Here is a 12,610-nt window from a genome sequence, read left to right as displayed (position 1 = left end):
CCGCTTGGCCCTCCGGGACTGGGCAGCTACGTTACCCACAAGTAGCATGGGTCCTGAGCGCGCGCTCAGCGCTTGCGTGTCGCAGCAGTGCCATCCCGCACCTGGAGGAGAGCCATCGTGCCTCGTACCGTCAGGGACGTCGTCTTCGTCGACGGCGTCCGTACCCCGTTCGGCAAGGCGGGCCCGAAGGGCATCTACCACGAGACCCGGGCCGACGACCTCGTCGTGAAGGCGATCCGGGAGCTGCTGCGCCGCAACCCCGGTCTCGACCCGAAGAAGATCGACGAGGTCGCCATCGCCGCGACCACGCAGATCGGCGACCAGGGCCTCACCCTCGGCCGTACCGCCGGCATCCTGGCCGGTCTGCCGACCTCCGTACCCGGCTACTCCATCGACCGCATGTGCGCGGGCGCTCTGACGGCCGTCACCGCGGTCGCCGGCTCCGTCGCCTTCGGTGCCTACGACATCGCCATCGCCGGCGGCGTCGAGCACATGGGCCGCCACCCGATGGGCGAGGGCGTGGACCCCAACCCGCGGTTCGTCAGCGAGAAGCTGGTCGACGAGTCCGCCCTGTTCATGGGCATGACCGCCGAGAACCTGCACGACCGCTACCCGCAGATCACCAAGCAGCGCGCCGACGAGTACGCCGTGCGCTCGCAGGAGAAGGCCGCCAAGGCCTACGCGAACGGCAAGATCCAGGCCGACCTGGTGCCGGTCTCGGTCCGCCGCACGAACCCGGACGCCGGTGAGACGGGCTGGGGCCTGGTCACCGCCGACGAGCCGATGCGCCCGGGAACGACGCTGGAAAACCTTTCCGGCCTCAAGACCCCGTTCCGTGTCCACGGCCGGGTCACGGCCGGTAACGCGGCCGGTCTGAACGACGGCGCAACCGCTTCCCTCATCGCGTCCGAGGACTTCGCCCGCGAGAACGACCTGCCGGTCAAGATGCGCCTCGTCTCGTACTCCTTCGCGGGTGTCGAGCCGGAGGTCATGGGCTACGGCCCGATCCCGGCAACGGAGAAGGCTCTGGCGCAGGCCGGCCTGTCCATCTCCGACATCGGTCTCTTCGAGATCAACGAGGCCTTCGCCGTCCAGGTGCTGGCCTTCCTCGACCACTACGGCATCGCGGACGACGACGAGCGCGTCAACCAGTACGGCGGCGCGATCGCCTTCGGTCACCCGCTGGCCTCCTCCGGCGTCCGTCTGATGACGCAGCTGGCCCGCCAGTTCGAGGAGCAGCCGGACGTCCGCTACGGCCTGACCACCATGTGTGTCGGCTTCGGCATGGGCGCCACCGTCATCTGGGAGAACCCGCACTTCGAGTCCGCCGGAGGCGACAAGTGAGCACCACCGAACTCCTGAAGGGCGCGGCCGAGCTGTTCCCGGACGAGGTCGTCACCCAGGCGCACGTCCGTCACCTGGACCTGCCGTTCGGCGCCGGGCGCTTCGCCCTGATCACGCTGGACAACGGTTTCGACCACACCAAGCCGACCACCTTCGGCCCGCAGTCCCTCGCGAACCTCGACTCCGCGATCGACCAGGTCGAGAAGGAGGCGGCGGCCGGCGAGATCGTCGGTGTCGGCGTCACCGGCAAGCCGTTCATCTTCGCCGTCGGCGCGGACCTCAAGGGCGTCGAGCTCCTCAAGGAGCACAAGGACGCGCTCGCCATCGGCAAGGGCGGCCACGAGGTCTTCAAGCGCCTGTCCGGCCTCGCGGTCCCGACCTTCGCGTACTACAACGGCGCGGCGATGGGCGGCGGCGTCGAGGTCGGTCTGCACTGCAAGTACCGCACGGTGTCCGCGGCGCTGCCGGCCTTCTCGCTGCCCGAGGTCTTCCTCGGTCTGGTCCCCGGCTGGGGCGGCTGCACGCTGCTGCCGAACCTGATCGGCGCCGACAAGGCCGTCTCGGTGATCATCGAGAACTCGCTCAACCAGAACAAGCAGCTCAAGGGCGTGCAGGTCTACGAGCTGGGCATCGCCGACGCCTTGTTCGAGGGTGCGGACTTCCTGGAGCAGTCGCTGCTCTGGACGGCGTCCGTCCTCAAGGGCGAGATCGTCGTCGACCGCCCGGTGATCGACCGCGGTGAGGCCTGGGACCAGGCCGTCGCGCGCGGCCGGTTCGTCGCGGACAGCAAGGTGCACGGCGCGGCCCCGGCCGCCTACCGCGCCCTCGACATCATCGCCGCCGCCAAGAACGGCGACCTTCAGCAGGGCTACGACGCCGAGGACGTCGCGCTCGCCGACCTGATCATGGGTGGCGAACTGCGCGCCGGCATCTACGCGTTCAACCTGGTGCAGAAGCGTGGCAAGCGCCCGGCCGGCGCCCCGGACAAGTCCCTGGCGCGTCCGGTCACCAAGGTCGGCGTCGTGGGCGCGGGCCTGATGGCCTCGCAGCTCGCGCTGCTGTTCCTGCGCCGTCTCGAGGTGCCGGTCGTGCTGACCGACATCGACCAGGAGCGCGTCGACAAGGGTGTGGGCTACGTCCACGCCGAGATCGAGAAGCTGCTCGGCAAGGGCCGCATCAACCAGGACAAGGCCAACCGCCTGAAGGCCCTGGTGACCGGTGTCCTGGACAAGGCCGAGGGCTTCGCCGACGCGGACTTCATCATCGAGGCCGTGTTCGAGGAGATCGGCGTCAAGCAGCAGGTGTTCGCGGAGGTCGAGGCGGTCGCCCCGGCGCACGCGATCCTCGCCACCAACACCTCCTCGCTGTCGGTCTCCGAGATGGCGTCGAAGCTGAAGAACCCCGAGCGGGTCGTGGGCTTCCACTTCTTCAACCCGGTCGCGATCCTGCCGCTCCTCGAGATCGTCCGGGGCGAGCAGACCGACGACGCCTCGCTGGCCACCGCGTTCGCCGTCGCCAAGAAGCTGAAGAAGACGGCCGTTCTGGTGAAGGACGCCCCGGCGTTCGTCGTGAACCGCATTCTCACCCGTTTCATGGGCGAGGTGCAGAACGTCATCGACGAGGGCACCCCGGTCGAGGTGGCGGAAAAGGCGGTGGAACCGCTCGGCCTGCCGATGTCCCCGCTGGTGCTCCTCGAGCTGGTCGGTCCGGCGATCGGTCTGCACGTCTCGGAAACGCTCAACCGGGCGTTCCCGGACCGTTTCACGGTCTCCGCGAATCTCGCGGCCGTCGTCAAGGCGGGCAAGCGCGGTTTCTACGTCTACGACAGCGGCAAGCCCGAGCTCGACCCCGAGGTCTCCGCGCTGCTGAAGCAGGGCGACACGGTCCTGACCGCGGAGCAGGTGCGGGCGCGCGTCCTGGACGCGGTGGCGCAGGAGATCGGGCTCATGCTCGACGAGGGTGTCGTCGCCGAGGCGCAGGACATCGACCTCTGCCTGATCACGGGCGCCGGCTGGCCCTTCCACCTGGGCGGCATCACGCCGTACCTGGACCGCGAGGGTGTCTCCGAGCGCGTGAACGGCAAGAAGTTCCTGGCGCCGGGCGTGGCCTCGGTTCCGGCGTAACCGCTGTAGCCGTCCTGCACCTACGGACGTGAAGAGGGCCTCCGCCACTGGCGGAGGCCCTCTTTCCTGCGTTTCCGTCGCTCTGTCCGGCCCCGAGCCGCGCCTTCCGTTTCGGCGCGGCTCGCCGCCTTCCGGGGTCGCCCTCAGCCTGTGCCCGGCCCGCGGCACGGCGATACGGGTGGGCATACCGCCGACCACGGCGAGCGCGTTACCCGCCGTTCGACCGTTCGGCAGCTAGGCAGTTCGGCTGTTCGGCTGTTCGGCTCTTCTGGGGGTCAGACCGTCCGCCAGGCCATCAGGGCCAGGCCGGGCTCGTCCTTGCGGCGGGTGAGCTGGAGCAGGCCGGTCGACGGGGACAGGGCCGCCGCTACCACCCGGTCCTCGTGGTCCTTGGCGAGCGCCACCACGGCGTCGGCGGGCAGTTGGGGGCCCGACTCGGCCCACCAGGCGCCGGCCGACTCCCGTTCGGTCGGATACGCCGCGAAGGCGACCCGGCCGCTCGCGGAGCGCTGGGCGAGCAACGTGCAGTCGTGACCGTCGAGCTCGGTGCGGATCGCGGCGACCGGACCGGGTCCGGCGGCGGCGAGCACGGGGACGGGATCGGTGCCGGGACGCCACGCGCACACGTCACCGGAGTCGTCGGTGTAGAAGAGGGTCGTGTGCTCCGGGGAGGTGGCCAGTGCCCGGAGGGTACGGGGCCTGACCGGTGTCTTGAGGGGCTCCTGGAGCACCGGCTGGGTGCCCGGCGCCTCCTGGCGCCAGTGCAGGATCCCACCGGAGACGGCCGCGTAGGCCTGGACGCAGCCGGACTCCCCCGTCACCGCGATCGGCGGCCCCTCGACGCCCTGCCCCTTCAGGTCGCGCCACGGGTCCCAGCCGCCCTTCTCCTTCTGGGCGACCATGCACAGTCCCGTGCCGATGTTGCGGGCGAAGACGTGCGCGCGTCCCTGGGCGTCCACCGCGACGGCGGGCGTGCCGGTGCGGTCGCCCTTCTTGTTGGGATGACCGATGGGCGTCCAGTCCAGGGCGGCGAGGTGCGGCCGGAAGTGCGCGGAGTGCACCAGCCCCGCCTCCCCCTTCACCGTGGGCCGCCAGGACGCCAGGTGGGCGTAACCGTCGGCGCCCTGGCCGACGGCCGGAGCCGGATACACCTTCTGGTCGCCGCCCACCCTGCGTGGGGCCTCCCAGGGCCCGCCCGGACTACGTTCCGCCCGGCACAGGACGGCGTCGTCCGACGTCAGATAGACACCGAGCCGCCCGTCGCGGCCGCGTATGAGCCAGTCGCCGTTCACCCGATCACTTTATGTCGGACCCTTCACGGCGCCTGCGCGAGGGTCACACCCACGGAGCCGTCCGTGCGACTCTGGGCCCATGGACGACAACGCCGCGCTGCTCGTGATCGTCGACGCCGCGAACGTCGTCGGGTCGGTGCCCGACGGGTGGTGGCGGGACCGGCGCGGGGCTGCGGAGCGGCTGCGCGACCGGCTGGCCGCCGACGGGCTGCCGGGGCACCAGGGGGCCCAGGAGATCGTCCTCGTCGTGGAGGGCGCGGCCCGCGGGGTGGAGCCGGTGCCCGGCGTACGGGTGGAGGCGGCGCCCGGCAGCGGGGACGACCGTATCGTCGAGCTGGTGGCCGGGGCGGTGGGACGCTCCCGCCTGGTCGTCACGGCAGACCGCGAGCTGCGCCGCCGGGTGACGGAGCTGGGCGCGGACGTGACCGGCCCGCGCTCGGTACGGGACTGAGGCGGACGGCACCGGAGCCGGCCCCGCGCGGGGCCGGCTGCCGGGCCGTTGCGCCCCTACGCCGTGTCGCCGCGGCCCGGCTGGTGGGCCTCGTCGGCGGATGCCGTCTGGCGCCGTCCCAGGAGACTGTGCGAGCGGCCGTAGAGGAAGTACACGACGAACCCGACGACCATCCAGATGCCGAACCGCAGCCAGGTCTCGGCGGGCAGGTTGAGCATCAGCCACAGTGAGGCGCACACCGACAAGATCGGGAGGAACGGCACCCACGGGGTCCGGAAGGACCGGGGCAGGTCGGGGCGGTTCCTGCGCAGGATGATCACGCCGATGGCGACGACCACGAAGGCGAAGAGGGTGCCGATGTTCACCAGCTCGGCGAGTTCGCTGAGGCTGGTGAAGCCGGCCAGGATCGCGATGAGGACGCCGAGCAGGATGGTCGGCCGGTGCGGGGTCTTGAACCGCGGGTGGACGTGGGAGAAGAAGCGCGGCAACAGGCCGTCGCGGCTCATCGCGAAGAAGACCCGGGTCTGGCCGAGGAGCAGGATCATGCAGACGGTCGTCAGGCCGACGGCGGCGCCGAAGCTGATGAAGCCCGCGAACCAGGGGTGCCCGGTGGCCTTGAAGGCGTCGGCGAGCGGGGCGCTCACCGACAGCTTGGTGTAGTGCTGCATCCCGGTGACGACGATCGACACGGCCACGTACAGGACGGTGCAGATGATGAGGGAGCCGATGATGCCGCGGGGCATGTCACGCTGCGGGTTCTTGGTCTCCTCGGCGGCCGTGGCGACGACGTCGAAGCCGATGAACGCGAAGAAGACGACGGAGGCGGCGGTGAAGATGCCCATCACGCCGAAGTTGGACGGCGCCCAGCCGAACATCAGCTGGATGAGCGGGGCATCGAGGCCACCGCCCGCGTCCACGGTCTGTGCCTTGGGGATGAAGGGGTCGTAGTTGTCGCCGCTGATGAAGAAGGCGCCCGCGATGATCACGGTCAGGACGACGGTCACCTTGATGGCGACCACGACGGAGGTGACCCGCGCGGAGAGCTTCGTGCCGACCACGAGAATGGCGGTCAGCACCAGGACGAGGGCGGCGGCGAGGATGTCGAAACCGAAGCCGTCGACGCCCTCTCTGCCGCTGAGCGCCGCCGGCAGGTGCCAGCCCGCGTTGTCGAGCAGCGAGGCGATGTACCCGGACCAGCCGACGGCCACCACCGCCGTGCCGAGCGCGAACTCCAGGACCAGGTCCCAGCCGATGATCCAGGCAGGCAGCTCCCCGAGGGACGCGTACGAGAAGGTGTACGCCGAGCCGGCCACCGGAACGGTCGAGGCGAACTCGGCGTAGCAGAGCGCGGCGAGCGCGCAGGCCACCCCGGCCGCGACGAAGGCCAGGGCGACGGCGGGACCGGCGTTGTTCTTGGCCACCGTGCCGGTCAGGACGAAGATGCCGGTGCCGATGATGACGCCGACGCCGAAGACGGTGAGATCCAGCGCGGACAAGGATTTCTTGAGCGCGTGCTCGGGTTCCTCGGTATCGAGGATGGACTGCTCGACCTTCTTCGTCCGGAAGAGGGTGCTGCTCACGGGGACCTCCCACGCTGTGTCGTCCTCGACATGATCGAGAGGGGGCGTAGACCGTATGCCCCGACGCGGGCGGGTTAACGCGAATGGGCCGGTTTCACCACTCTTCACAGTGGTGAAACCGGCCCATCCGGGTGTGTCGGCGTGCCGCGGACGGCATCGGTCCGGCGTCAGTCGCGCGCGGACTCCACGGAGTCGACCTCGGCGGCCGTGCTGCCGTACTTTCCGTCGAGCCTGGAGACCAGGCCGGTGACCTGACGGGCGATGTCGGGGGCGGTGAGCCCGATCTCGGCCATGACCTCGGCACGGGAGGCGTGGTCGAGGAAGCGGGGCGGGATGCCGAAGTCGCGCAGCGGGACGTCGACGCCCGCGTCGCGCAGGGCCTGCGCGATCGCCGAGCCGACGCCTCCGACGCGGGAGTTGTCCTCGACGGTCACGACCACGCGGTGCCGCTCGGCGAGCGGGGCCATGGCCTCGTCGACGGGCTTGACCCAGCGGGGGTCGACGACGGTGGTGGTGATGCCCTGCCGGTCGAGGAGGGTCGCGATCTCCAGGCACATCGGCGCGAGGGCGCCGACGGAGACCAGCAGCACGTCCGGGGTGTCGGTGCCGCTCTCGCGCAGCACGTCCATGCCGCCGACGCGTCCCACAGCGGGTACGGCGGGGCCCACGGCGCCCTTGGAGAAGCGGACGACGGTCGGCGCGTCCTCGACCTCGACGGCCTCGCGCAGCTGGGCGCGGACCTGGTCGGCGTCGCGCGGGGCCGCGAGTCGCAGCCCCGGGACGACCTGGAGGATCGACATGTCCCACATGCCGTTGTGGGAGGCGCCGTCGGTGCCGGTGACCCCGGCCCGGTCCAGTACGAAAGTCACACCGCACTTGTGGAGGGCGACGTCCATCAGGACTTGGTCGAAGGCACGATTGAGGAATGTGGCGTACACCGCGAACACCGGATGCACCCCGCCCGCCGCCAGGCCCGCGGCGGAGACGGCGGCGTGCTGCTCGGCGATGCCGACGTCGTAGATGCGGTGGGGGAAGGTGTCCGCGAACTTCTTCAGTCCGACCGGCTGAAGCATCGCCGCCGTGATCGCGACGATGTCCTCGCGCTCCTTGCCGAGCTCGACCATCTCGTCGCCGAAGACCGAGGTCCAGTCCGCCCCCGAGGCCTTGATCGGCAGACCGGTGTCGGGGTGGATGGGGCCGATGCCGTGGAAGCGGTCGGCCTCGTCCTGGAGGGCGGGCTGGTAGCCGCGGCCCTTCTCGGTGAGGCAGTGCACGATGACCGGGCCGCCGAACCGCTTGGCGCGGGCCAGCGCGGACTCCAGGGCCTCGATGTCGTGGCCGTCGATCGGGCCGACGTACTTCAGGCCGAGGTCCTCGAACATGCCCTGGGGGGCGATGAAGTCCTTCAGGCCCTTCTTGGCGCCGTGCAGCGTCTCGTAGAGGGGTCTGCCGACGACGGGGGTGCGCTCCAGCACCTCCTTGGTACGGGCGAGGAAGCGCTCGTAGCCGTCCGTCGTGCGCAGGGTGGCGAGGTGGTTGGCCAGGCCGCCGATGGTCGGCGCGTACGAGCGCTCGTTGTCGTTGACGACGATGACCAGCGGGCGGTCCCCGTCGGCGATGTTGTTCAGCGCCTCCCAGGCCATGCCGCCGGTGAGCGCGCCGTCACCGATGACGGCGACCACGTGGTCGCCGCGGTCGAGGATCTGGTTGGCCTTCGCGAGGCCGTCGGCCCAGCCGAGCACCGTGGAGGCGTGGCTGTTCTCGATGACGTCGTGCTCGGACTCGGCCTGCGAGGGGTAGCCGGACAGGCCGCCCTTCATCTTCAGCCGGGAGAAGTCCTGCCGGCCCGTGAGCAGCTTGTGCACATAGGACTGGTGGCCCGTGTCCCAGAGCACCTTGTCCTTCGGGGACTCGAAGACCCGGTGCAGGGCGATGGTGAGCTCGACCACGCCGAGGTTGGGGCCGAGGTGGCCACCGGTCTTGGAGACGGCGTCGACGAGGAAGGTCCGGATCTCCTCTGCCAGCTGGTCCAGCTCCTCCAGGCTGAGCCGGTCCAGATCACGCGGTCCCCTGATGCGGGTCAGCAGCGGCACCCGTGCCTCCTTGCAGTAAAAGCTGATCGAGCTGTTGCCGGGCTTGTCGAGTCTAATGTTCCGCCCGGGCGGATCGACTCCGGCCCATGCGTCATAGGTCACGCGAACGGCCGTACCCAGAATGAGCCTTTCCTATGACACGACTGTGCCCGGCATCGATACGGATGCCGGGCACAGTGGGTCACCTGGAGCGTCAGCCGCGACCGGCGGCCTTCTGGCTCTTGCGGGAGATGGAGTCGATGACGACCGCGCCCAGCAGAACACCACCGGTGATCATGTACTGGATCGAGGTGTTCATGTTCAGCAGGTCGAGGCCGGTCTGGATGGACTGGATGACCAGCATGCCCAGGAGCGCGGACCACACCGTGCCGCGGCCGCCGAAGAGGCTCGTACCACCGATGACGGCCGCCGCGATGGCGAGCATCAGGGTGTTGCCGCCACCGGCGTTCAGCGTCGCGGACGCCGTCTGGCCCGCGAAGAACATGCCGCCGACCGCCGCGAAGCCACCGGAGATGGCGAACACGGTGATACGGACCATCGGCACGTTGATACCGGCACGACGGGCCGCCTCGATGCCGCCACCGACCGCGAAGACCTTACGGCCGTACGTGGTGCGACGGAGCACGAAGTCGACGATCACCAGCGCCGCCAGGAAGATCACCAGCGCGTTGGAGACACCGGAGGCATTGTTCAGCACGCTCGCCGCCAGGAACGACGCGACGGCCAGCGCACCGACGCGCAGCAGGATCTCCGTGGTCGGCCGGAACGGCACACCGGCGGCCCGGCGGCGACGCTGCTCACCGAAGTTGCCGACGGCGGTCAGCACGACCGCGAGACCGGCCAGCAGGTAGGCGCCGATGATGGCCTGGTCCATGAAGAAGGAGTTCTGGCCGAGCAGGTGCACCGGACCGGAGTCCGACGGGATGTTGATCGTGCCGCTGGAGCCCAGCAGCCACAGCATCAGACCGTTCCAGCCGAGGAAGCCGGCCAGGGTGACCACGAAGGCCGGTACGCCGATCTTCGCGAAGAACCAGCCCTGCAGTGCGCCGATGACCGCACCGGTGAGGACCGTCAGGATCAGCGACAGCCACGGGTTCATGGTGTGGTCCACCACGAACACGGCGAACAGCGTGGACGCCAGACCGCTGACGGAACCGACCGACAGGTCGATCTCGCCCAGCAGCAGGACGAACACCAGGCCGATGGCCAGCATGCCGGTGGCCGACATGAAGTAGCTGATGTTCGAGAGGTTGTCGGCGCTCAGGAACAGGTCGTTCTTCACCTGGAAGATCGTCCAGATGACGATCAGGCCGATGACGACCGGGATCTGGCCGAGTTCGCCACCCTTGACCTTGCGCTTGAACTCGGTGATGTAGCCCTTGAAGCCCTCTTCCCGCACCAGCAGGCGCGGGTCGACGACGGATACCGGCGCGGCGGTCGGGTCGTCGGCGGGGGCGACGGTGGTCTGGTCCTCGATGACGCCCCCGGTCTTCTCGACCTTCCCGGGCTCCGAGGAGTCGCTCTTCACGGTCTTGGACGTGTCGCTCACTTTGCCGCCTCCGCGGTGCGACGCCCCGCACGACGGGTCACGGCGTTGTCCGTGGCCCCGGTGATCGCGGCGATGATCTCTTCATGGCTGGTGTCCTTCACGGGGAAGGAGCCGTTGTTCTTGCCCAGACGCAGGACGGCGACGGTGTCCGCGACCGCCTTGACGTCGGCCATGTTGTGGCTGATGAGGATGACGCCGAGGTTGCGCTCGCGCAGCCGCTCGACCAGGTCGAGGACCTGCGCGGTCTGCTCGACACCGAGGGCGGCGGTGGGCTCGTCCAGGATGACGACCTTCGGGTCACCGATCAGGGCGCGCGCGATGGCGACGACCTGGCGCTGACCGCCGGAGAGGCTGGCGATCGGGATGCGGACGCTCGGGATGCGGATGGAGAGCGTGGACAGCAGCTCCCGCGCGTTCTTCTCCATCGTCACCTCGTCGATGACGCCGCGGTGCAGCAGCTCGCGTCCGAGGTAGAGATTGCCGACCACGTCGAGGTTGTCGCACAGGGCGAGGTCCTGGTAGACGGTCGCGACGCCGAGTCCCTGGGCGTCGTGCGGCCGGTTGATGCTGACCGGGTTTCCCTCCCACTCGATGACGCCCTCATCGATGGGGTGGACACCCGCGATCGTCTTGACCAGGGTGGACTTTCCTGCGCCGTTGTCGCCCACCAGGGCGACCACTTCTCCGGCGTGGACCTCCAGCTCGACGTCGGTGAGTGCCTGCACAGCACCGAATCGCTTGGAGATTCCGCGCAACGCCAGCACGGGCGTAGCGGACACGTGAACCATCTCCTTCGCCGCCTGACCGGCGGGGATGCCGCGCTCAAAGACAGGCGCGGAGGGATGTGCGCGGCACCGGGGTACGCGATGCCGACGCACGAGGTTTACAAGATGAACATGCGTGAATCCGCTGCGCTTGGCAACGGTTCCGTTCGACGCCCGCCCCGGCAGCGGGGTGTGAGGTGGGGCGGGCGTCGAACAGGTCTCACGGGACCGCTGAGCGGTCGGTGGGGCCCGAGGGCCGCCTCGAGAAGCGACTCGAGAGGGGCCCTCGGGACCGGGTGCCTACGGTTGACCGGCTGGGCTACTGGAGACCGGCGGTCTTGCAGGCGGCGGCGTACTCGGCGGTGCAGATGTCCGCGACGGTGTACAGACCGTCCTTGATCACCGTGTCCTTGATGTTGGCCTTGGTGACCGACACCGGGGTCAGCAGCTGCGAGGGGACCTTGTCACCGGAGCCGCTGGTCAGCGTCTCGGTGGCCAGGGACTTGATGTCCTTGCCCTCGAGCAGGTCGACCGCGAGCTGGGCGGCCGCCTCGGCCTCGGGCTTGAAGGCCTTGTAGACGGTGGAGGACTGGGTGCCGGCGACGATGCGCTGGATACCCGCGAGCTCGGCGTCCTGACCGGTCAGCGGGATGCCGCTGATCTTCGCACCCTTGAGGGTGTTGGCGATGCCACCGGCCATGCCGTCGTTGGCGGCGTAGACGCCCGCGATGTTCTTGGCGCCCAGCTGGGTGATGGCCGCGGACATCTTCTGCGCGGCGACCGTGTCCTTCCAGAGGCCGGACTGCTCGTAGGCGATGTCGACCTTGCCGTCGAGGGCCTTGTGCGCGCCTTCCTTGAACTGGCCGGCGTTCGGGTCGGCGTCGTCACCGTTGATCATGACGACCTTCGCCTTGGGGGTCGCCTTGGCGCCGAGGGAGTCGAGCAGGGCCTGACCCTGGAGCTCGCCGACCTTGACGTTGTCGAAGGAGACGTAGGCCGAGACGGGGCCCTGGGCGAGGCGGTCGTACGCGACGACCTTGACGCCCTTGTCCACCGCGGACTGGATCGAGGACTTGATCGCGGCGGAGTCCTGAGCGGAGATCACGATGACCTTGACACCCTTGGTCACCATGCTGCTGACCTGCTGGGCCTGCTTGGCCGAGTCGGCCGCGGCGTTCGCGTACTCGAGCTTGCAGTCCGAGCAGAGCGCCTTGACCTTGGCGTCGAAGTACGGCTTGTCGAACTTCTCGTACCGCGCGGTGACGCTGTCGGGGAGCAGCAGGCCGATGGACTTGTTGCCCGAGGAGCTGCTGCTGCCGGAGTCGCTGTCCTTGTCGTCGCCCGCCTTGCCACACGCGGCAATCGAAAGCGCCATGGACACGGCGGTGGCGCCGATCACGACTCTACGCATCGT

The 12,610-nt window shown here is 69.5% G+C and carries 9 protein-coding genes; 3 read left to right on the top strand and 6 right to left on the bottom strand.

Going from position 1 to position 12,610, the window contains the following annotated elements; all coding sequences use genetic code 11:
- Positions 1-117 precede the first annotated feature (117 nt).
- Both OG736_RS32890 and OG736_RS32885 read left to right on the top strand, forming a co-directional pair.
- Positions 118-1,344 (top strand): thiolase family protein, encoded by a 1,227-nt coding sequence (locus OG736_RS32890; protein WP_327185589.1) that lies wholly within the window; start codon positions 118-120, stop codon positions 1,342-1,344.
- Positions 1,341-3,467 (top strand): 3-hydroxyacyl-CoA dehydrogenase NAD-binding domain-containing protein, encoded by a 2,127-nt coding sequence (locus OG736_RS32885; RefSeq protein WP_327185588.1) that lies wholly within the window; start codon positions 1,341-1,343, stop codon positions 3,465-3,467. The genes OG736_RS32890 and OG736_RS32885 overlap by 4 nt, the downstream gene beginning before the upstream one ends.
- A 275-nt stretch (positions 3,468-3,742) precedes the next feature.
- Here the strand turns inward: OG736_RS32885 and OG736_RS32880 are convergent, their stop codons facing one another.
- Positions 3,743-4,759 (bottom strand): PLL family lectin, encoded by a 1,017-nt coding sequence (locus OG736_RS32880; RefSeq protein WP_327185587.1) that lies wholly within the window; start codon positions 4,757-4,759, stop codon positions 3,743-3,745.
- Between the two features lie 79 nt (positions 4,760-4,838).
- On the opposite strand from OG736_RS32880, the gene OG736_RS32875 reads away from it, so the two are divergent.
- A complete protein-coding gene (locus tag OG736_RS32875; RefSeq protein ID WP_327185586.1) occupies positions 4,839-5,210 on the top strand; it encodes a PIN domain-containing protein in 372 nt (123 codons plus the stop codon).
- A 56-nt stretch (positions 5,211-5,266) separates the two neighbouring features.
- On the opposite strand, the gene OG736_RS32870 is transcribed toward OG736_RS32875, so the two are convergent.
- The 5 genes from OG736_RS32870 to OG736_RS32850 form a co-directional block, all read right to left on the bottom strand.
- A complete protein-coding gene (locus OG736_RS32870; protein WP_327185585.1) occupies positions 5,267-6,790 on the bottom strand; it encodes an amino acid permease in 1,524 nt (507 codons plus the stop codon).
- Positions 6,791-6,957: 167 nt separating this feature from the next.
- Positions 6,958-8,883: a 1-deoxy-D-xylulose-5-phosphate synthase gene (gene dxs, locus OG736_RS32865; protein WP_327187768.1), complete on the bottom strand. Its 1,926-nt coding sequence runs from the start codon at positions 8,881-8,883 to the stop codon at positions 6,958-6,960.
- Between the two features lie 193 nt (positions 8,884-9,076).
- Entirely contained in the window at positions 9,077-10,432 is a 1,356-nt protein-coding gene (locus OG736_RS32860; RefSeq protein ID WP_442817103.1) for a sugar ABC transporter permease, read from the bottom strand.
- Positions 10,429-11,220: an ATP-binding cassette domain-containing protein gene (locus tag OG736_RS32855; RefSeq protein WP_327185584.1), complete on the bottom strand. Its 792-nt coding sequence runs from the start codon at positions 11,218-11,220 to the stop codon at positions 10,429-10,431. The genes OG736_RS32860 and OG736_RS32855 overlap by 4 nt, the downstream gene beginning before the upstream one ends.
- A 295-nt stretch (positions 11,221-11,515) precedes the next feature.
- Entirely contained in the window at positions 11,516-12,607 is a 1,092-nt protein-coding gene (locus OG736_RS32850) for a sugar ABC transporter substrate-binding protein (RefSeq protein ID WP_327185583.1), read from the bottom strand.
- Positions 12,608-12,610: the final 3 nt, after the last annotated feature.

This window comes from Streptomyces sp. NBC_01334, from assembly GCF_035983595.1.
Classification (GTDB): domain Bacteria; phylum Actinomycetota; class Actinomycetes; order Streptomycetales; family Streptomycetaceae; genus Streptomyces; species Streptomyces coriariae.
The sequence above is the reverse complement of the archived record's forward strand: the minus strand, read 5'-3'. Positions and strand labels throughout refer to the sequence as shown.